We start from the raw sequence: 19,737 nt of genomic DNA, 5'->3' as shown, positions 1-19,737 counted from the left end.
AGCCCGATCCGGCATTATCCGAGACTTATATGAAAAAAGTGCTTCTAGCCCCCGTCCTTACTGCGCAAGCAGCTAGTATTTTAATAGCGTGTGGCAGTTCGCCGGTGGAAGCCAACACCGTCGCCAGCAATCTGGTCATGGCCAACCTGAGCGGCCATGATTCGCATGGCGTGGGCATGCTGCCGCGCTATGTGGATGCGGTGCTCGAAGGCGGGCTCAAGCCGAACAGCAGCGTGCGCGTGGTCCTCGATACCGGCTCACTGCTCACGCTGGACGGCCAGCGTGGCTACGGCCAGGTGGTCGGCGAAGAGGCCATGGCGCTGGGCATCGCGCGCGCCCGAACCCATGGCAGCTGCATCATGACGCTGAGCCAGGCGCACCACCTCGGGCGCATCGGCCACTTTGCCGAAATGGCGGTGGCGCAAGGCCTGGTGTCCCTGCATTTTGTGAATGTCCTGTCGCGCCCGGTCGTGGCGCCTTTTGGCGGCGCTGATGGACGCTATGGCACCAATCCCTGCTGCATTGGCATCCCGCTGAAGGGCCGGGACGCCAGCGACCCCTCGGGGGCGCATTTCATTCTGGACTTTGCCACCAGCCGGGTGGCGCAGGGCAAGATGCGCGTGGCCCACAACGAAGGCCGCCGGGTCGAACCCGGCACGCTGATTGACGAAAACGGACACCCCACGACCGACCCCGGCGTGGTGGTGGTGCCGCAAAGCAATGGCCTGTTTGGTGCCCTGCTGGCATTTGGCGAGCACAAGGGTTACGGCATGGCCGTCGCCTGCGAGCTGCTGGGCGGCGCCCTGACCGGCAGCGGCACCTGGCACCGGCCGACCGACCCGGCGGTGCGCGCCGTCATCAATGGCATGCTGACCATCCTGATCGACCCCGCCAAACTGGGAACACAGGCCGCGTTTGAACAGGAAGCGCTGGCTTTTGTGAACTGGCTTCAGGCGGGGCCGGTCGCCCCCGGTTTCGACGCCGTGCAGATTGCCGGCGACCCGGAGCGCGCCTACCGGGCACAGCGCAGCGCGGAGGGCATCTCGGTGGATGAGCTGACCTGGCAGGAGATTGTTGCGGCCGGCCTCAAGGTCGGCGTCACCCTGCCAGCCTGAACGCCGGCGCTTGACGCGGCCGGCCGGTCACTCCTCAGGCGGCCTTGAGCACCGATGCCGGCGTGTTCAGACGGGGCAGGCGGCGGCGCGTGGTCAAAATCTGCTCGATATCTTTGTGCGCGCCGTCAATCAGGATCAATATCGCTTTTTCGGCCTTGGCTGGGTCACGGGCAATCACGGCATCGAGCACGGCGCGATGCAGCGCAAGGGAGCTGGCCGGCCCGCCTTTCTTGCTGGTGGACAACTCAAAGCTGGTGCGCAACAGGGCGCTCAAGGCCTTGCTCATGTGAATCAACATGCGGTTGCGACAGGCACGCAACAGGCCCTGGTGGAAGCGCAGGTCATAGGTGACATAGTCGCCGCCCTCCTTCACGGCCCGCGTCATGCCCTCGAACGCCGCTTCAATAGCGGCAATGTCCTGCGCCGTGGCGCGCTCGGCCGCCATCCGGACCGCCGCCGGTTCGACGGCTCGACGCAAATCCTGCAGATCACGCAAGAACTCCGGCGTGAGGCCGGCCTTGGATTGCCAGGCAATCACGTCCGGATCGAACCAGTTCCAGTGCTCTTCGGACAACACACGGGTGCCCACCTTGGGGCCGGTGGTCACCAGGCCCTTGGCGATCAGCGACTTCACCGCTTCGCGCACCACGGTGCGGCTGACGCCCAGCTCTTCGCCCAGCAGCGGCTCGGGCGGAATCGATGCGCCCGGCGCATAGCGGCCCGCGACGATGGCTTCGCCGAGGTGGTCAACCGTATTGCCGTGGACGTTTTTAATCATGGTTATTACTAGGACACATTTTCAATCATATGACGATAATATGTTTACAAATTCAGGACTTACCCTATGACCGATTCGAGCACCCCAAAAAAGAAGAGCACAGAACTACGCAGCCAGCAATGGTTCGGCCGCCAGGACCGCGACGGTTTTGCCTACCGCAGCTGGGTCAAGGGCAAGGGCGTGCCGCACGATCAGTTTGATGGCCGTCCGGTGATTGGGATTTGCAACACCTTCAGCGAGCTGACGCCTTGCAACTCGCATTTTCGCACGCTGGCCGAGCAGGTGAAGATCGGCGTCTACGAGGCCGGCGGCTTCCCGCTGGAGTTTCCGGTGATGTCGCTGGGCGAGACCCTGCTGCGCCCGACCGCCATGCTGTACCGCAATCTGGCCAGCATGGATGTGGAAGAAAGCATTCGCGGCAACCCGATCGACGGCGTGGTGCTGCTGATGGGCTGCGACAAGACCACGCCCTCGCTGGTGATGGGCGCGGCCAGCGTGGACCTGCCGACCATCGGCGTCAGCGGCGGCCCGATGCTCAACGGCAAATGGCGCGGCCAGGAGCTGGGCTCGGGCACGGGGGTCTGGAGCATGAGCGAGCAGGTCCGCGCCGGCACGCTCAAGCTGGAGGAGTTCTTCGAGGCCGAGAGCTGCATGCACCGCAGCCACGGCCACTGCATGACCATGGGCACCGCCAGCACCATGGCCAGCATGGTGGAAGCGCTGGGCCTCGGCTTGCCCGGCAACGCGGCTTATCCGGCCGTGGATGGACGGCGCAATGTACTGGCGCGCATGGCCGGACGGCGCGTGGTGGACATGGTGCACGAGGACCAGAAGCTGTCCAGCATCCTGACCCGGGAAGCATTCGAGAACGCCATCAAAACACTGGCCGCCATTGGCGGCTCGACCAACGCCGTGATTCACCTGATCGCCATGGCCGGGCGGATTGGCATCCCGCTCAGCATCGACGATTTCGACCGGCTGGCCAGCGAACTGCCGTGCCTGGTCAACCTGCAGCCCTCGGGCAAGTACCTGATGGAAGATTTTTGCTACGCCGGCGGCCTGCCGGTGGTGATGAAAGAAATCGCGCAGCACCTGCACCTGGACGCCGTGACCGCCAACGGCAAGACCGTGGGCGAGAACATCGCCGACGCGCAAAACTACAACACCGAAGTCATCATGCCGCTGGGCGCGCCTTTCAAGGACAAGGCCGGCATTGCCGTGCTGCGCGGCAATCTGGCACCGCGCGGTGCCGTCATCAAGCCCAGCGCCGCCACGCCTGAACTGATGGTGCACAAGGGTCGGGCTGTGGTGTTCGAGAATATCGAGGACTTCCATGCCCGCATCGACGATGAGAATCTGGATGTGGATGAAACCTGCGTGATGGTGCTCAAGAACTGCGGCCCCAAGGGCTACCCCGGCATGGCGGAGGTGAGCAACATGCCGCTGCCGCCGAAGATTCTGCGCAAGGGCATTACCGACATGGTGCGCATCTGCGACGGCCGCATGAGCGGCACGGCCTATGGCACCGTGGTCTTGCACACCGCGCCCGAGGCGGCCGCCGGCGGACCGTTGGCGGTGGTGCAAAACGGCGACATCATCGAGCTCGATGTGCCGCAACGCAAGATTCATCTGCATGTGACGGACGAGGAGCTGGCCCGCCGCCTGGCCAACTGGAGCCCGCCCGCGCCGCCCATGACCTCCGGCTACTGGAAGCTCTACATCGACCATGTGCTGCAGGCCGATCAGGGCGTGGATCTGGACTTCCTCGTCGGCAAGCGGGGCTCGTTTGTGCCGCGGGACAATCACTGAATGAATACTGATGAGGAACCTGCTGTGAAGTCTTTGATCGCGGTGGACTGGGGCACGTCGTCGCTGCGCGGCGCCCGGCTGGATGCCACGGGACAGGTCCTGGAAGAACGGGCTTTTGAGCGCGGCATCCTGAGCGTGGCCGCGGGTGAATTCCCTGCTGTTTTCGACGCCTGCTTTGGCGACTGGATGAAGACCGATGGCGCCATGTGCCTGATGTCCGGCATGGTCGGCAGCAAGCAGGGCTGGCGGGAAGCCCCATATTGCGCCTGTCCGGCCGGCTTTGAAGAAGTCGCCGGTCAGCTGAGTTGGGTGGAGCATGGCAGCATCGCCATCGTGCCGGGACTGACCTGCGAACACGATGGCATGCCCGACGTCATGCGGGGCGAAGAAACGCAGATTTTCGGCGCCCTGCAACTGCTCGGCCTGCAAGACGCCCTGGTGGTGCTACCGGGGACGCACAGCAAATGGGTGCGCGTGCAAGCAGGGCGTATCCAGTCCTTCTCGACTTTCATGACGGGCGAGTTCTTCGCCCTGCTGCGCAAGCACTCCATTTTGTCGCGCACCCTGCCCGCCAGTGACGGCGAGTTTGACAGCGCGGCTTTCGACCAAGGCGTGACACGGGCCCTGCGCGGCAGCAGCCTGCTGCACACCGCCTTCAGCGTCCGAACCCTGGCGCTGTTCGATCGCCTGCCCGCCGCCGCCCTGCCGAGTTACCTGTCCGGCCTGGTGATTGGCGAGGAACTGCGTGTCCAGACCGTGCCGGCCGGCACCGAGGTGGTCATCATCGGCTCGGAAGCCTTGACGCAGCGCTACCAAAACGCCCTGGCCCTGCGCGACGTCGCCGCACAAAGGATGGGCTCTGAGGCCACCTGGGCCGGTCTGTGGGCGATCGCAAAAACACTCACTTCCTCTGCTTGAAGACACCATGAACGCACACCAAAAACTTGAAGCCGCCCTGAAGCACATCCCCCTGGTCGCCATCCTGCGCGGCCTGCAAGCGCATGAGGCCGTGGCCATGGGCGACGCCCTGACCACCACGGGCTGGACCTTGATTGAGGTTCCGCTGAACTCACCCGATCCTTTGACGAGCATCGCCGCGCTGGCCAGCCACTTTCCCCAGGCCTTGGTCGGTGCCGGCACGGTGCTCACGCCGGACGATGTGCGCCAGGTTCACGCCGCCGGCGGCCAACTGATCGTGTCGCCCAACTTCAATGCAGCGGTGGTGCGCGAAGCCGTGCGACTGGGGCTGGTGTGCCTGCCGGGCGTGATGACCGCCACCGAGGCGTTCGGCGCACTGGAAGCTGGAGCCACCGGACTCAAGCTGTTTCCGTCCGAGATGATCAGCCCGTCCGTGGTCCGGGCCCTTCGTGCGGTGCTGCCCGCCGACACGCGACTGTTCCCGGTCGGCGGTGTGACGCCGGACAACATGGGCAACTATCTGGCCGCCGGCGCCGCCGGCTTTGGCATTGGGTCCGCGCTCTACAAACCGGGCATGACGCCAGCGCAGGTCCAGGCCAATGCCTTGCGCTTCATCGCGGCCCTCACAGCGGCCCAAGGCACGGTCCGGAACGCGACCTAGCGCGGCGCCTAAAGCATCAGCGCCAGGCTGGCTTCGAGGTGCTCGGAGGGCAGGCGCTTGAAACCCGAGCGCGCAAAGCGCTGCAGACGCCCGACCAGGAAAGCGGTGAGCACGGACGCGCGCACCTGCGTGTCCACCGTCGGCGTGGCCGAGCCACTTGCCTCGGCCGCGCCGCGCAGGCTTTGCTTGAGGCTGGACTCGATCTTCTCGAAAAACTGGTTCATGCGCTGTTGCAGGCGCTCATTCTCGAACACCAGCGCGTCGCCCACCATGACGCGCGTCATGCCGGGATTCTTCTCGGCGAACTGCATCAGCATGGCCACCACCTTGCCGGCCTGGCCCGTGCCCGCCACGCCTTCTCGCTGGGCAATCTGGTTGACCAGCGAAAACACCGACTGCTCAATGAAGTCGATCAGGCCCTCATACATCTGGGCCTTGCTGGCAAAGTGCCGGTACAAAGCCGCCTCGCTCACATCCAGTTGCGCCGCCAGTGCTGCGGTGGTGACGCGCTCGGCACCGGGTTGCTCCAGCATGCTCGCCAGCGCCTGCAGGATCTGTATCCGGCGTTCGCCCGGCTTCGGGCGCTTGCGAACCGGCGCGGCTGGCTCATGGCCTGAATCGGCGGGGAGTAGTGCAGGAGAGGAGGAGGATTCGGCGTCAGGCATGGGGCACAAAGGGGGCACAAGGCGAAAGAATCATTTGATTCTCGCATAGCAGGGCTGCGGGTTTTCTCGGGGTCAGACGGGGAAAATCAAGGTGAAACGGGCGCCTCGCCCGCCCGCGCCACTGCTCACGATCAGCTGGCTGCGGTGTACCCGCGCAATCTCGTCGGCAATGGCCAGGCCCAGGCCATGGCCTTCGCTGGCACTGCCCGGCATGCGGTAAAAACGCTCCAACACGCGCTGCCGCTCCGCCACGGGCACGCCCGGACCATCATCTTCCACCTCCAGAAAAGGGGTGTTGTCATCGACCGTGCGGGCGCAGCGCAGCGTGACCGTACCGCCTTCGGGGGTGTATTTCAGGGCGTTGTCCAGCAGGTTGCCCAGCAGTTCGCGCAACAGCCACTCATGGCCGCTCACATGCACGGCTTGCACGTCCAATCCCAGGTCGATGCCTTTGGCCAGGGCCGCCTCCAGATGCACCTCCAGCAGGGTTTCACACAGCTCCTTCATATCCACCCGCTGCAGGGGCTGGGCGTCGAGGCTGCGCGCATCGGCCCGGGAGAGAGCCAACAACTGATTGGCCAGCTGCGAGGTACGACGCGTGGCATCCCGCAGGTGGTTGATTTGATTAGCTCCTATATTGATAGCTATTTGCGCACTATTGGCGGGGGCTAGCGCCCTGTTTGCTTCATATTTCTCCTGCCATGCCACGGCCGCGTCAGGGTTGTTGACGGCTTGTGCCCAGGCTTCGGCCTGCGCTTGCAAGCCGGCCAACGGCGTGCGCAGTTGATGCGCGGCATCGGCCACGAAGCGGCGCTGGCTCTCGGCCTGCGCGTTCACCAGCTCAAACAACCGGTTCAGCGACAGCACCAGCGGGCGAACCTCTTCCGGCGAAGCCTGCACATCAATCGCGCTCAAGTCGCGCGGCGACCGGTGCTCCACCGCCTCCTTGAGCGTCAGCAGCGGACCCAGCGCACGTCGGACCGCCCAACTGACCACAAAGACCGCCACCACCATCAACACCAGATTGGGCAGCACGACCTTGAGTAGCACGCCCTGGACCCACTGCTGGCGCGGGTCCGAGCCATCCGCCAGGCGGACCACCAGTTCACCGGCGACGGTTTGAACACGCTGCGAGACGATGCGGTAGGTCACACCGCCCTCTTCCTCGCTGGAGAACTCGGGCTCGCGCGTGGTCGGCGGCTCCCGGCTCAACCAGGCCTCGCCCAGCAGCACCTGGCCCGTCAGGCTGGCAATGCAGAAGGCCGACACACCGGCCCGGTCCTTGAGAAACTCCTGCAACGCCGGCACCGTGAGCATGACCGGCGGGTCAGCGGGTGTTTTGCCGCTAGCCACCACCGAATCGGCCAGCAGCGGCACCAGCTTGAGCAACTGCCGGTCTTGCTGCAGGGCGGCGGTGTCCGCCGAACGGTAATCAAACCAGGTGTTGACGAAGGCCAGCAGGCACAGGGGGATCAACAAGAGCAGCAAGAGGCGTCGCTGCAGGCCCGAGGACAGGGCGGCCAGCTGCATCGCTCAAGCGGCCGTGATGTGGGGGTCGGTGCTGCCGTCAGCGGCCATCTCCAGCCGGTAACCAAAACCGCGAATCGAACGCAAGGCAATACCGTGGGGCTCCAGCTTGCCCCGCAGGCGGGAGATGTACACCTCCACCGCATTGGGCGTGATTTCCTTGTCCCAGCCCGTCAAGGCCTGCAGCAGTTTGTCCTTGTTGGCCGGCTTGGGCGCGTTGATGAGTAAATACTCCATCACCGTCCATTCGCGTGGCCCCAGCTCGATCGGCTGACCACCCGGTCGGATGCAGGCCAGCCGGGTCGCGGTGTCGAGCTCCAGCGGGCCAAAGCTCAGCACCGAAGAGGTGGCGGCCTGCGAGCGGCGCAAGAGCGCGCGCAGCCGCGCCAGCAACTCGGGCAACTCGAACGGCTTGATCATGTAGTCGTCCGCACCGGTGTCCAGACCCTGGACCCGATCCTGCAGGGCGTCGCGCGCCGTGAGTATCAGCACCGGCATGGCGTGACCGTCCTTGCGCAAACGCTGCGTCAAGGCCAGGCCATCCATGCCAGGCAGACCGATGTCGATGATGGCCACGTCAAAGGCTTCGCGCAGCGTGACTTCCAAGGCACGCTCTGCGCTGCTCACCCAGTCCACCGCGTAGCCGGCATGGGTGAGCCCCAGCTTGATGCCGCTGGCCACCATCAGGTCGTCTTCAACCAGCAAAAGTCTCATGAAATCGGCCTCTAGCCCTCGTGCTTATTGCGCAATCAACTACCAAAACAATAGCAAATCAATGCGAACGAATCATCGTTCCATAGGCTTGGTCGGTCAAAATCTCCAGCAGGAGCACATGCGGTACCCGCCCATCCACGATGTGCACCGTGTTGACACCGCTTTTGGCGGCGTCCAGCGCGCCGCTGATCTTGGGCAGCATGCCGCCGCTGATGGTGCCGTCGGCAAACAACTCGTCGATCTGGCGCGCACTGAGGTTGGTGAGCAATTTGCCTGACTTGTCGAGCACGCCGCTGATGTTGGTCAGCATCATCAGCTTTTCGGCTTTCAGCACCGTGGCCAGCTTGGCGGCCACGACGTCGGCGTTGATGTTGTAGCTCTCGTTGTTTTCGCCAAAACCGATCGGGCTGATCACCGGGATGAAGGCATCATCCTGCAGCGCCTTGACCACGCTGGGGTCAATGCTGACGATGTCGCCGACCTGGCCCACGTCATGCTCGATGCTCGGGTCGGCGTTGTCCAGCATTTTGAGTTTCTGGGCGCGAATCATGCCGCCGTCGCGCCCGGTCAGACCGACCGCCTTGCCGCCGGCCTGGTTGATCAGGCCGACGATGTCCTGCTGCACTTCGCCCGCCAGCACCCACTCCACCACTTCCATGGTTTCGGCGTCGGTCACGCGCATGCCCTGGATAAACTCGCCTTTTTTACCCAGGCGCTTGAGTGCCGTCTCAATTTGCGGTCCGCCACCATGCACCACCACCGGGTTGATGCCCACCAGCTTGAGCAGGACCACGTCTTCGGCAAAGTCAGCCTGTAAGGCCGGATCGGTCATGGCATTGCCGCCGTACTTGATGACCATGGTCTTGCCATGAAACTTGCGGATGTAAGGCAGCGCCTGGGCCAGGATTTCGGCCTTGTCGCGCGGGGGAATGCTGGAAACGTCAGTCATGGGTGTGGCACTCAATGAGGAAAGGGGCAATGTGCAAATTGTGCCGCATGTTGGGCACCGCCCGGGGCTTCAATCCAAAAGCGTCACGGGGCAGGCAGTTCGCCCGGCTGGTAGCCGTGCACATGCTGCAGCAGAAAGGTATTGATCGCCTCAAGGTCGTCGCGCTGAGCGGCGGACTCAAGCGACAGCAACTCCTCGGCCAGCTGCGCCCACGGGATGCACGGCTCATGCGCTTTCATGATGCGGGGGTGGGCCGTGCGTTCGGGGTTGTCGCCAATCAACAACTCCTCATACAGTTTTTCACCCGGACGAAGCCCGGTGATGGCAATGTCGATGTCGCCATTCGGGTTGGCCTCGTCGCGCACGCTCAGGCCGCTGAGCTGCACCATGCGCCGCGCCAGATCCATGATCTTCACCGGCTCGCCCATGTCCAGCACAAACACGTCGCCGCCAACAGCCATAGCGCCGGCCTGCAGCACCAGCTGCGCGGCCTCCGGGATCGTCATGAAATAGCGCGTGACGTCGGCGTGTGTCACCGTCAGCGGCCCGCCCGCGGCCAATTGCCGGCGAAACAAGGGCACCACACTGCCACTCGAATCCAGCACATTGCCAAAACGGACCATCGTGAAGCAGGTGTCGGTGGTGTCGGCGGCCAGTGCCTGCAGCACCAGCTCGGCCATGCGTTTGGTCGCGCCCATCACATTGGTGGGCCGGACCGCCTTGTCGGTGGACACCAGCACAAAACGTTTGACACCACTGGTCTGTGCCGCGCGGGCCATGTTGAGCGTGCCGAAGACGTTGTTGGCCACGCCTTCGCCTGCGTTGTCTTCGACCATGGGCACATGTTTATAGGCGGCAGCGTGGTAGACGGTAGCCGGACGGTACGCCATGCAGACCGAGAGCAGGCGCGCATAGTTGGCCACACTGCCCAGCAGCGGCACCAATTCCACGGACAAGCCACTGGCCGCGCAGATGCCCTGCAACTCCTGGTGGATGGTGTAAAGACCAAACTCGTTGTGGTCGAGCAACAGCAGTTGGCGCGGCCCTTGTCGCACGATTTGCCGCGTCAGCTCGCCGCCAATACTGCCGCCGGCCCCGGTCACCAGCACCACTTGCCCCGCGAGGTCGCGCGCAATCAACTCGGCATCGGGCGGCACGGGATCGCGGCCCAGCAGGTCTTCGACATCGAGTTCACAAAAGTCTTGCACCGTGACCCGGCCACTGGCCAGATCCGCCAAACCCGGCAGGGTCCGGATATGGACCGGCAGTGATCGCAAGCTGTCAATAATGATTTTCCGGCGGTCTCGGGACGCGCTGGGCAGTGCCAGCAAAATATCGGTGACACCTTGCCGCGCCACCACGGCGGGCAGCTCGGTGGATGCAAAAACCGGGATGCCGTCAATGCTGCGCCCCACCTTGGCCGTGTCGTCGTCGACAAAACCCAGCAACGCGAACTGCCGCGAGAGGTGCAGGGAGGCCGCGGTCTGCACACCCAAGGTGCCAGCGCCAAATATCAGCAAGCGTCCTTCATCCTTGACAGGCGCATGACCCAGGTCGGCCAACCAAAACCGGGCCACAGCCCGACTCCCCCCCACCAGAAAAAGAAAGACCAGCGGTTGCAGCACGCCCAAGGTGCGCGGCACGCCAGGCCAACGCTGCCACAACAGCACGCCCAGCAACATCAGGCCATACAGCATCACCGCCTGACCCGTGGCCTGCAGGGCCGCCTGCCCCGTGTACCTGAAAATGGCTCGATACAAACCAAACCGGACGAAGACCGGCACCGCCAGCGTCGGTGTCAGCGCATACACCCACCATTGCGCGCCCGTGGGCCAATGCAGCGTATCCAGCCTGAGCGTGAACGCGATCCAGGTGGCCAGCAGCGCCAGAAAGACATCAAGCGCGACCACCACCAGCCGCTTGGCCGCACGCGGCCAAGCCAATACCCTGCTTTGCATTTAATTAATCAGGCTCACATCAACTTTTGATGGTGAACTCTTCTTTGGCATGCCCCTGGGCCACCAGTGCGGCCAACCATCGAGGTGTCAAACCGCGGCCACTCCAGGTTTCGCCATTGGGTCCCCGGTATTTGGCGGCGGCCGGCTTGGCCGTGGCGGACGCCGTCTTGCGCGTCCGCCCCTTGACAGCCTCAAGATCTTTCAGGGTGATGCCAAAAGCGGTCATTTTGCTCAGGATTTCCTGGACGGTTTTATCAAACTCCTGCGCCCTGATCTCGTTGGCCTGCTTTTGCAGTTTTTCTATCTGGTTTTGAATTTCGATCAGATTATTCATGGTCAATACCTTATGTGTTTGAAGTTAAAAGCCCCTAAAGACACTATTTTTAATAATTTTAATGAGTCACATTATCTCTTCTTAATACCTTCAAACCTGTCAACAGAATGATTTTCATATCCAAACCGAAAGACTTCCTTTGCAGATACTCAACATCCAGCGCCACCTTTTGCGGAATGGGTAACTCATCACGCCCATTGATTTGAGCCCAGCCCGTCAAGCCGGGCAACAAGGTATGGACCCCGTTACGCGTGCGTAGTTCAATCAGATCATGCTGGTTATACAAGGCAGGTCTGGGACCTACAAAACTCATATCGCCTTTGAGGATGCTTAATAGCTGGGGTAATTCATCCAGACTGCTCTTGCGCAAAAAACTGCCAATCGGCGTGAGATACCGATCGGGATCACTCAGCAAATGGGTTGCCACGGCCGGTGTGCCTATTTGCATGCTGCGGAACTTGGGCATTTGGAAAATCACGTTATTGCGCCCGACGCGGTCAGACCAATACAGCGCCGGACCTTTGGACGTCAAGCGCACCAATACTGTCAGCAGCAGCACGGGCAACAGCAAAAAAATACCCGCCATCGTCGCCAGCAGCAGATCGAACATTCTTTTCATGATTTTTGCATCCCGGCAAGGGCGCGACGCAAACCCTCCTCGACCGTGACCGGCGGCACCCAGCCCAACAAGGCGCGCGCTTTGGAAATATCCACCTGCAAATTGCCAACCAGGCGCTGTACCGACGCCCCTTGACCCACGAGGGCCGCCCCCACCTGCAGAATCCACACCGGCACAGGAATCAGACGCGCAGTCATCCCTGCCGCACGCGCCAGGCCGCGCACCAGATCCGGGGTGGACAGGTCATCTCCATCGCTCACCAAAAAGGTCTGGTTGGCGGCTTGTGGATGGGTCACACAGGTCACAATGAAATTCACCAGATTGTCCAGGGCGACCAGGCTGCGCCGGTTGTGCACCGCGCCGAGCGGCAAGGGCCAGCCCCGCTGCACGGCACGCATCAGGCTGGCAAAGTTGGCCTTGACGCCGGGACCGTACACCAGCGGCGGTCGGACAATGACCAGCTCCATGCCGGTGTCTGCAGCAAGCCGGCGCAAGCCCTGTTCGGCCTCATGCTTGCTCTGCCCATAGGCATCCTGGGGAGCGGGCACATCGGACTCGGCAAAGGTCTGGCCAGGGAAGGTGCACTCGCCATTGACCTTGACCGAGCTGATAAACACGAAACGCTTGACCCCGGCTGCGGCGGCCTGACGGGCCAGATTCAGGGTCGCCTGCACGTTGACCTGTCGAAATGCCACGAGCGAATCAGCGGCTGCGTCCTTCATGACATGGACTCGCGCGGCGAGGTGGACGACCGCGTCTTGATCACCTAGCGCGGCAGACCAATCCGTTCCACCGTCTATCGCTCCAACGACTGCGTCATCCAGTCTCCCCCGGTCAGAATGCCCGGAACGGACGGCCGCCCGCACGGCGTCACCTCGTCGAGTCAATTCAGCACAGAGGGATTTACCTACAAAGCCATTGGCGCCAGTAACCAGGACTCTCATCGCGGGGGGAGAAATTGCAGGCGCCAGAAAACAGGCGAAACAAAAAAGCGCAGCATGCTTTTCAAATGCCATCGCAAATACGTGAGGTTACGATGGCTGCTGCGCTGTGCGTGGTGCACCACCCTCGCCTGAGGACAGACCAGCGCTTTCAAGCCCAGCAATTTCAATCTGGCGCATATGTCCACGTCTTCGTAGTACAGAAAATAACCCTGATCGAACCCGCCCAGTCTTTCGAAGACGCCACGCGGAAACAACATGAACATACCGCCCACCCAATCCGGGTAGATCGGCGCGTCTGTTATTGCATAGTCGGAACCTCTGCATCGACCAAAAACCTTGCACAGTATTTTGAGTGGGGTGGGAAACCGTCGTGCGCTGTCTTCAATGCCGCCCTCTACATTCAGTACAAGCGGTGCAAGCACTCCAACCGTGGGCTCGTCAAAACGCGCCAACAACGCGTTGAAGGGGTTGCTGTCCAAGCGGATATCCGGATTCATCACACAAAAATATCGTCCGCGCGCGTGAATGGATGCCTGATTATGGTTGGCGCCAAAACCCAGGGGCGTCACGTTTCGCACGAGCTTGATCGGGTACGAAAACTCATCCAACCCGAAGGGCAAGTTTTCATCCAGATTAAGCGTCAGGATCAACTCAAGCTGTGAATCTCCGCAATGTTTGTCCAGATCGGCCAACAGTTCGGCAACCAGGCCTATTTGCAAATGACTGACAACAGATATGGATATATCGATCTCACGGTTATCGGCTATTTTTGCCATCGCAAATAGCCCCAGTAGATAAACAGTCTGCGCACATATTTCAATACAGAATAGGCACCCAATGCCGCAAACTGATAGCTTTCAATATACCTTTCGCGATAAAGACGACGGTAATTTCCCAGGTCACCCCGCTCCATAAGCCAAACCTGCGCACTCAGTCCGGTAATACCAAATGGCTCCTTATAAATTGCAGCCAGTTCAGCGGGGAGTTTGACGACGCGCCCGCCACTGCAAATGATTTTTAGCCACAGCATGTGGTCTTCCATGTAGCGCTGTCTCTCCACAAAACGTTGCCCGACATTGCGCCGGACCATGACCGACGGCGTCACGAATTTATTCGACAGTATCAAGGCCCATTTGCCGATGCGCTCTGCATCGTCCTGAACCACGTTCCAGTCCGGCAGAACGTTCTGGTTGAGCAGGCGATACCCATGGCCGCACAGCACGACATCGGGATTCGCATTCATGTAGGCATATTGAATTTCAATTTTTCTGGGATGCCAGGCATCGTCTGCATCCAGAAAAGCGATGTAAGGCTGGCTCGCGACCGCCCAGCCGGCATTGCGCGCACTGGCCGCACCCTGGTTTTCATTCAACAAAACAAGCCTGATCCAACCTGGCCGATATTTATTGAGCAATTCAAGCATGAGAGAACGAGTTTCATCCGCACTGCCGTCATCCACCAGAATAAGCTCCATCGGCAGGTCCGTTTGTGCCGCTACTGATGCAACAGCACGCTCAATCGTCTGCTTGCAGCGATAGCAAGGCATCACCACAGAAACCGCCACCATTTCACTCATGCGCTTAAAAACCCGTTGAAGACCGCTCGGACCCGGCTAAATTCTCCCATGACCACGCGCTTGGCCAACATCATGCCCAACATGACTGCAATTGAAATGAATGGAATCGGAGCGTGGCGCATGAGAAAACGAACACCGGATTGAGTGAAGTATTCATCCAGCAAAGGGCTGCGCTTGCCCAGACTGGCAGACTGCTTGTGCCACACCTTGGAATCATCTGCCACGGCCAGCGTCCATCCTGCCTTGCGCAGCCGAAAAGCCAAGTCCGTGTCTTCCCAATACATAAAAAAGGCTGTTTGATCAAATAAACCGACCTCTTTAATGGCCGAGCAACGCAGCAAAACAGAAGCCCCAGAAATGAAATCAAGCGGCCCGGGGGCCAGTTGGTGTCGCGATTGGCCACTCCAAAGCTGTACTCGGCCACCGCCCCACAACTGAACCCGATCTACGGTATCTACTTCATACAGAATGGAGCCAACCGAACCCAGAGCTAAATTTTGATCTGCCACTCGGACCAGCGCGGACAGTGCATGAGTGTCGACGATGGCATCGCTATTGATAAGCCACACATAATCCGCGCCACGGGCCAAGGCATGCCTGATGCCAACGTTGCAGCCACCACCGAACCCCAAATTCGCGCCGGTTTGCAACAACTCAACCATTGGCATGGCCTTCATTATTTGATCTACCGAGCCATCGGTCGATCCGTTGTCGACAACTATCAAATTGAAGCTTGGATAGTCTTGTTGCTGCAACGATGCAAGACAAACAATGGTGTCCTCCCATCCATTCCAATTCAATACAACAACGTCTACTTGTTTCATATCAAGGCTCTAACATGGGACTTGAAACGCAAGGATTGTTTGTCAAACGTCATGATTGGCTTGGCACTATAGAACTTCTGCGTTTCCGAGCCATTCAAACTTTCTTGCATGCCGTCAGATAATATTGATACGTCAAAAGCTCCTGAAAGACCCCGGCAGTCAGGGTATTCAGTATTCCTTTGCGTGAGGGCCAGTTAAAGCCGGTCCCGCGACAATGCACCGGTCCCAGTTCGACGTGTGAAAGCAGGCGTGAAGCGGTGTCACGCGTGAAAAACCGCAGGTGCGTCCTGTCAAGCAAGCCCGCGTCCTGATATTCCCATCGCCCCCGAAAAAGCAGCGGTAACACAACACTGTAGTGCCGCACATTTGGCAAACTCACAATGAGAGAGCCACCCGGCACAAGATGTTGGGCCACCAACCGGTCGACAACCAGCCACGGATTGACCATGTGCTCCAGAACATCCAGGCACAAAATAACATCGAATTTTGTGCTTTCAGAAGGGAGCTCGACGCGCTCGAAGTCAAGGCAATAAACCTCATCAGCATGGACTCTGGCTCTTTGGGCTGCAGCCTCGGATATTTCAACTCCGACGGTGAAAGAAGCCCGTTGGTCGCGGCGCAACCAGCCGAGAGTGGCACCCGACCCACATCCGATCTCCAGCACCCGACCACACTGTTGCGGCAATAAAGGGGCAATTTCCTTGCGAGCATGCGCAAAATAGTCTTCTGACTTATTGATGTAGCTTTGCACGAATCAACCCCTGAGGCCAGTTACCGAATGGACGGAATGGCGATGCCACATCCATCCCAAAATCGAATAGTCTATTACGCTTCTTAATAACCAGGCCCAAGCAGCACCCGCAATTCCCAGCCAGGAAATCGCCAAGAACACGACAGCCCCATAAGGCAGTAGCTCAGCCACGTGCAATAACGCTACCGCACGCACCCTTCCCGCCGCTTGCAGTGCGGTAAACGGAATTTGAGCCAGGGCATTGACTCCAAATGCCAGCAACAGGATTTGAGTGACTTGCGTGCCCTGCTCTTCAAATACCGGCCCCACCCACCATCGCAAGGCCCAAGGCGTTGCAACCCACCCAACGGCAACCACGGCGGTAACCGCCCAGGCACTGAACACACTGGACCGCCTGACCAAGCTGCGAACCTGATGAGTGTTGCCCGGCCCACCTGAATCAATACGTGATAACCGGGCCAGTTCTGGCAATAGGACGCTGCACAGCGACGCTACCAGCACGGGCAAACGTGATACCACATCAAACGGCACGGCATAGATAACCACGGAACTTGCCGCAAGAACCGCACCGATAACAAAGCGATCCACATAAACAATCACTGGGCCTACGATGTTGCTCACCGTCACCCACCCACCGAAAGACAGCAACTGCCGCAGCCAGGCCCCACTGCTTGCACTCAACAGTGCCCTGGCAAAGGGATTTAAACGAAAACCCATCTCCAGCGCCACCAGCCATAGCAAAACAAGCACATGCACGAACCGGACCGCCAGGATGCTGGCACAGGCCCAAGCAAGGTCTGGCGAATACAGGGCGGTCAAGCAAGGCCCCGCCACCAGCATCACGCCCGTCGGTATCCGCAACAGATTCAGCAATCGAAATGCCCCAACCCCTTCCAGATGGCCCCGCAGACCCGATGACAAGAGCAGCAAAGGCAAGCTCGGCAACATCCATAACAAGGCTTGCTTAACCTCTTCAAGAAATTCCGGCGAAGACAAGCGAACGGGGACACCCCAACCCGCAATACCCAAACCCAGAAGCAATGCCATGGCGCCGCCGACGCTCGCCAGCAATACAGATGCAGTACCCACAATATGCAGCTCATCGGTCTGCCCTGATATCCCTCTCGTGCGGCAAGTTGCCACCGCCACGGTCACGGCCCGGCCCAAGCCCATATCCAAAAAGCTGAAGTAACCGACGACCACCCAAACCAGCGACAGCACGCCCAAACGCTCCTGTCCCAAGTAATGCAAGAGAAACGGCACTGCAGCCAACGCAGCCAACATGGGCACCACATTGCCTAGTAATGACCAAACTGCGGACCTGTAAAGCGTGGGAGTCAGAGTGGGGCGAATCAAAATAAAATTTGCAGAAAATACGACGAATTGATCAGCAGCCCAAAACGGGTACGGCAAGGTGATTTAAGTAATGAAACCCACGGCGCCGACGGCCCGATTCAAAAATTTCATATGACGGGCGTACCAAAAAGAAAGGGCGCCAAAAGCGCCCTTCGATTATCACCGCTGACAAGCCCACTTCAGAAATGAATCCCCCGCATCATCTGCTGCATGGCAATCGCTTCGGGTGACAGTTGCTGCTTGACCGGTTTGTCCCCCGGCTTGGCACCCTTGGCAGCGCTGGAGTCCGGAAACATGCGAAAGCTGGTATTCATGGCGATTTGCGCAATGCGGGGTAGCACGGCATGCAACAGCTGCCCGGCCGTGCCCAGACGGGTGGCAATGCGCACCGGCTTGAAGATGCAGGCTTGGGCCACCAGATCGGCGGCTTCTTCGGGTGACAGTGTGGGCACGTTGTTGTACAGCCCGGTCGGGGCAATCATCGGCGTGCGCACCAGCGGCATATTGATGGTGGTGAATGAAACACCCTGATCGGCAAACTCGCTGGCGGCGCAGCGCGTCCAGGCGTCCAGCGCGGCCTTGGACGCGACATAGGCGCTGAAGCGCGGCGCGTTGGTCAGTACGCCAATCGAGCTGATATTGACCACATGACCATTTTTCTTGGCCACCATGCCGGGCAGCAAGCCCATGGTTACCCTCAGACTGCCAAAATAGTTGAGCTGCATGGTGCGCTCGAAGTCATGGAAGCGGTCGTAGCTGCCCTCAATGGCGCGCCGGATGGAGCGGCCCGCGTTGTTGATCAAAAAGTCCACACCGCCGTGGTCTTCCATCATCTGCATCACAAAACGGTCGCAATCTGCCATGTCGGCAATATCAACCGCGTAGGCCACAAAGCTGTAGCCCTTGGCCTGGGCCTGCTTGCAGGCTTCCTCGAGCTTGTCTACATCCCGGCCGCAAATGAGGGTGGTGGCGCCGGCCTCGGCAAACTTATGCGCGGTAGCCAGCCCGATGCCCGACGACCCGCCCGTGACCAGCACCACTTTGCCCGCCACCGTGCCGCGCAGGGAGCGGTCAATGTGTAGATCGGGGTCGAGATGGCGCTCCCAGTAATCCCACAAGCGCCAAGCGTAGTCTTTCAGATTCGGGCATGCCACGCCCGTGCCCTTGAGCGCGGCGAGTGCGTCGCGGCAATCAAAACGCGTGGGGTAGTTGACAAAGGTGAGCATGTCGTCCGGCAGGCCGAGGTCTTTCATGATGGCGTTGCGCACGCGGCGCACGGGTGCCAGCGCCATCAGGCCTTTGGTGACGCTGCGCGGGATAAACCCGAGCAAAGCCGCGTTGATGAATAAATTCATCTTGGGTGCGTGCGCGGCGCGGCTGAAGATATCAAGCACATCGCCCACGCGGTAGCCCACGGGGTCCACGAGGTGGAAGCATTTCTTATTAATACCGTCCTGGTGGCTAATGGTGTCCAGCGCGCCCACAACAAAGTCCACCGGCACAATATTGATGCGCCCCCCCTCCAGACCCACCGAAGGTAGCCACGGCGGCAACAACTGGCGCATGCGCTGGATCAGCTTGAAGAAATAGTACGGTCCATCGATTTTGTCCATTTCGCCCGTGGTGCTGTCGCCAACCACCATGGCGGGGCGGTACACCGACCACGGCACTTTGCATTCCTGGCGCACGATCTTCTCGCTTTCATGCTTGGTCATGAAGTACGGGTGTTCGCAGTTTTCTGCTTCCTCAAACATGTCCTCGCGGAACACGCCCTCATACAGACCGGCCGCGGCAATCGAGCTCACATGATGGAAATGCCCCGCGCCGATCGCTTTCGCCAGCTCCACGGTGTTGCGCGTGCCCTCGATGTTGACGGCGATCTGGCTCGCAGCGTCCGCCCCCAGGTCATAAACCGCCGCCAGATGGTAAAAGTGGTCAACCTGGCCCTTGAGCTTCTTCAAGCCGTCGGCCGACACCCCGAGTTTCTTGGCGGTAAGGTCGCCGAACACCGGCACCACCCGTGCCGCACTGGCGCCCCAGTATTGGCGCAGGCCCGCCACCTTGCTCTCGCTCTCCTTGCGAAGCAGAAAGTAAACCACCGAGCCCTTGCGCTCCAGCAATTTTTTGACGAGGCGTTTTCCAATAAACCCGGTGGCACCGGTGACGAAATACTGCATGAAGAACTCCAGTTGCTTGGTCCATTCTTGCCGAAAATGCGGCGTCGACTATTCAGCGTAAA

19 protein-coding genes are annotated in these 19,737 nt (G+C 60.4%); 4 read left to right on the top strand and 15 right to left on the bottom strand.

What is annotated here, in order from left to right:
* The first annotated feature begins 29 nt into the window (after positions 1 to 29).
* Positions 30 to 1,115 (top strand): malate/lactate/ureidoglycolate dehydrogenase, encoded by a 1,086-nt coding sequence (locus tag C5P05_RS10785; protein ID WP_114969840.1) that lies wholly within the window; start codon positions 30 to 32, stop codon positions 1,113 to 1,115.
* 34 nt (positions 1,116 to 1,149) lie between these two features.
* On the opposite strand, the gene C5P05_RS10780 is transcribed toward C5P05_RS10785, so the two are convergent.
* Entirely contained in the window at positions 1,150 to 1,893 is a 744-nt protein-coding gene (locus C5P05_RS10780; protein WP_114969839.1) for a FadR/GntR family transcriptional regulator, read from the bottom strand.
* A 66-nt stretch (positions 1,894 to 1,959) separates the two neighbouring features.
* Here C5P05_RS10780 and C5P05_RS10775 point away from each other — a divergent pair, with 66 nt between their 5' ends.
* From C5P05_RS10775 to C5P05_RS10765, 3 genes are read left to right on the top strand one after another with little or no spacing between them, the layout of a single operon-like run.
* Positions 1,960 to 3,702 (top strand): IlvD/Edd family dehydratase, encoded by a 1,743-nt coding sequence (locus C5P05_RS10775; RefSeq protein WP_114969838.1) that lies wholly within the window; start codon positions 1,960 to 1,962, stop codon positions 3,700 to 3,702.
* Between the two features lie 24 nt (positions 3,703 to 3,726).
* A complete protein-coding gene (locus C5P05_RS10770; protein WP_114969871.1) occupies positions 3,727 to 4,620 on the top strand; it encodes a 2-dehydro-3-deoxygalactonokinase in 894 nt (297 codons plus the stop codon).
* 7 nt (positions 4,621 to 4,627) lie between these two features.
* Positions 4,628 to 5,281 carry a 2-dehydro-3-deoxy-6-phosphogalactonate aldolase gene (locus tag C5P05_RS10765; RefSeq protein ID WP_114969837.1) on the top strand — a complete coding sequence of 218 codons (654 nt, stop codon included), beginning with the start codon at positions 4,628 to 4,630 and terminating at the stop codon, positions 5,279 to 5,281.
* A gap of 8 nt (positions 5,282 to 5,289) precedes the next feature.
* Here C5P05_RS10765 and slmA read toward each other — a convergent pair whose 3' ends face one another.
* The 14 genes from slmA to C5P05_RS10695 form a co-directional block, all read right to left on the bottom strand.
* On the bottom strand, positions 5,290 to 5,946 hold the full coding sequence (gene slmA, locus C5P05_RS10760; RefSeq protein ID WP_114969836.1) for a nucleoid occlusion factor SlmA: 657 nt from the start codon (positions 5,944 to 5,946) through the stop codon (positions 5,290 to 5,292).
* A gap of 72 nt (positions 5,947 to 6,018) precedes the next feature.
* Positions 6,019 to 7,476, bottom strand: coding sequence for a sensor histidine kinase (locus tag C5P05_RS10755; RefSeq protein WP_232834434.1), 1,458 nt, complete (start codon positions 7,474 to 7,476; stop codon positions 6,019 to 6,021).
* Positions 7,477 to 7,479: 3 nt separating this feature from the next.
* A complete protein-coding gene (locus tag C5P05_RS10750; protein ID WP_114969835.1) occupies positions 7,480 to 8,187 on the bottom strand; it encodes a response regulator transcription factor in 708 nt (235 codons plus the stop codon).
* A gap of 58 nt (positions 8,188 to 8,245) precedes the next feature.
* On the bottom strand, positions 8,246 to 9,136 hold the full coding sequence (gene argB / locus C5P05_RS10745; protein WP_114969834.1) for an acetylglutamate kinase: 891 nt from the start codon (positions 9,134 to 9,136) through the stop codon (positions 8,246 to 8,248).
* An 83-nt stretch (positions 9,137 to 9,219) separates the two neighbouring features.
* Positions 9,220 to 11,094, bottom strand: coding sequence for a polysaccharide biosynthesis protein (locus tag C5P05_RS10740; protein ID WP_114969833.1), 1,875 nt, complete (start codon positions 11,092 to 11,094; stop codon positions 9,220 to 9,222).
* 19 nt (positions 11,095 to 11,113) lie between these two features.
* A complete protein-coding gene (locus tag C5P05_RS10735) occupies positions 11,114 to 11,428 on the bottom strand; it encodes an H-NS family nucleoid-associated regulatory protein (protein ID WP_114969832.1) in 315 nt (104 codons plus the stop codon).
* Between the two features lie 58 nt (positions 11,429 to 11,486).
* Positions 11,487 to 12,047: a sugar transferase gene (locus C5P05_RS10730; RefSeq protein WP_114969831.1), complete on the bottom strand. Its 561-nt coding sequence runs from the start codon at positions 12,045 to 12,047 to the stop codon at positions 11,487 to 11,489.
* Positions 12,044 to 12,991, bottom strand: a complete 948-nt coding sequence (locus C5P05_RS10725; RefSeq protein WP_114969830.1) for a UDP-glucose 4-epimerase family protein — start codon at positions 12,989 to 12,991, stop codon at positions 12,044 to 12,046. The genes C5P05_RS10730 and C5P05_RS10725 overlap by 4 nt, the downstream gene beginning before the upstream one ends.
* Positions 12,988 to 13,767 carry a glycosyltransferase gene (locus C5P05_RS10720; RefSeq protein WP_114969829.1) on the bottom strand — a complete coding sequence of 260 codons (780 nt, stop codon included), beginning with the start codon at positions 13,765 to 13,767 and terminating at the stop codon, positions 12,988 to 12,990. Before C5P05_RS10720 ends, C5P05_RS10725 begins: the two co-directional genes overlap by 4 nt.
* A complete protein-coding gene (locus C5P05_RS10715; protein ID WP_114969828.1) occupies positions 13,755 to 14,567 on the bottom strand; it encodes a glycosyltransferase family 2 protein in 813 nt (270 codons plus the stop codon). Before C5P05_RS10715 ends, C5P05_RS10720 begins: the two co-directional genes overlap by 13 nt.
* Entirely contained in the window at positions 14,564 to 15,391 is an 828-nt protein-coding gene (locus C5P05_RS10710) for a glycosyltransferase family 2 protein (protein ID WP_114969827.1), read from the bottom strand. Before C5P05_RS10710 ends, C5P05_RS10715 begins: the two co-directional genes overlap by 4 nt.
* A 94-nt stretch (positions 15,392 to 15,485) precedes the next feature.
* Entirely contained in the window at positions 15,486 to 16,142 is a 657-nt protein-coding gene (locus C5P05_RS10705; protein WP_114969826.1) for a class I SAM-dependent methyltransferase, read from the bottom strand.
* A gap of 3 nt (positions 16,143 to 16,145) precedes the next feature.
* Entirely contained in the window at positions 16,146 to 17,555 is a 1,410-nt protein-coding gene (locus tag C5P05_RS10700) for an oligosaccharide flippase family protein (protein WP_157979286.1), read from the bottom strand.
* Positions 17,556 to 17,677: 122 nt separating this feature from the next.
* Positions 17,678 to 19,675, bottom strand: a complete 1,998-nt coding sequence (locus C5P05_RS10695) for an SDR family oxidoreductase (RefSeq protein ID WP_114969824.1) — start codon at positions 19,673 to 19,675, stop codon at positions 17,678 to 17,680.
* Positions 19,676 to 19,737: the final 62 nt, after the last annotated feature.

This window comes from Rhodoferax ferrireducens (assembly GCF_003347515.1).
In the GTDB taxonomy this organism is placed as follows: Bacteria; Pseudomonadota; Gammaproteobacteria; order Burkholderiales; family Burkholderiaceae_C; genus Rhodoferax.
This window is presented reverse-complemented; position numbering and strand designations above follow the sequence as displayed.

Excerpts from the sequence above, each read along its gene's own strand:
- argB (WP_114969834.1), bottom strand. The coding sequence starts at position 9,136 with ATGACTGACGTTTCCAGCATTCCCCCGCGCGACAAGGCCGAAATCCTG.
- C5P05_RS10710 (WP_114969827.1), bottom strand. The coding sequence starts at position 15,391 with ATGAAACAAGTAGACGTTGTTGTATTGAATTGGAATGGATGGGAGGAC.
- C5P05_RS10715 (WP_114969828.1), bottom strand. The coding sequence starts at position 14,567 with ATGAGTGAAATGGTGGCGGTTTCTGTGGTGATGCCTTGCTATCGCTGC.
- C5P05_RS10785 (WP_114969840.1), top strand. The coding sequence starts at position 30 with ATGAAAAAAGTGCTTCTAGCCCCCGTCCTTACTGCGCAAGCAGCTAGT.
- C5P05_RS10750 (WP_114969835.1), bottom strand. The coding sequence starts at position 8,187 with ATGAGACTTTTGCTGGTTGAAGACGACCTGATGGTGGCCAGCGGCATC.
- C5P05_RS10755 (WP_232834434.1), bottom strand. The coding sequence starts at position 7,476 with ATGCAGCTGGCCGCCCTGTCCTCGGGCCTGCAGCGACGCCTCTTGCTG.
- C5P05_RS10740 (WP_114969833.1), bottom strand. The coding sequence starts at position 11,094 with ATGCAAAGCAGGGTATTGGCTTGGCCGCGTGCGGCCAAGCGGCTGGTG.
- C5P05_RS10695 (WP_114969824.1), bottom strand. The coding sequence starts at position 19,675 with ATGCAGTATTTCGTCACCGGTGCCACCGGGTTTATTGGAAAACGCCTC.
- C5P05_RS10775 (WP_114969838.1), top strand. The coding sequence starts at position 1,960 with ATGACCGATTCGAGCACCCCAAAAAAGAAGAGCACAGAACTACGCAGC.
- C5P05_RS10765 (WP_114969837.1), top strand. The coding sequence starts at position 4,628 with ATGAACGCACACCAAAAACTTGAAGCCGCCCTGAAGCACATCCCCCTG.
- C5P05_RS10720 (WP_114969829.1), bottom strand. The coding sequence starts at position 13,767 with ATGGCAAAAATAGCCGATAACCGTGAGATCGATATATCCATATCTGTT.
- C5P05_RS10725 (WP_114969830.1), bottom strand. The coding sequence starts at position 12,991 with ATGAGAGTCCTGGTTACTGGCGCCAATGGCTTTGTAGGTAAATCCCTC.
- C5P05_RS10735 (WP_114969832.1), bottom strand. The coding sequence starts at position 11,428 with ATGAATAATCTGATCGAAATTCAAAACCAGATAGAAAAACTGCAAAAG.
- C5P05_RS10780 (WP_114969839.1), bottom strand. The coding sequence starts at position 1,893 with ATGATTAAAAACGTCCACGGCAATACGGTTGACCACCTCGGCGAAGCC.
- C5P05_RS10730 (WP_114969831.1), bottom strand. The coding sequence starts at position 12,047 with ATGAAAAGAATGTTCGATCTGCTGCTGGCGACGATGGCGGGTATTTTT.
- slmA (WP_114969836.1), bottom strand. The coding sequence starts at position 5,946 with ATGCCTGACGCCGAATCCTCCTCCTCTCCTGCACTACTCCCCGCCGAT.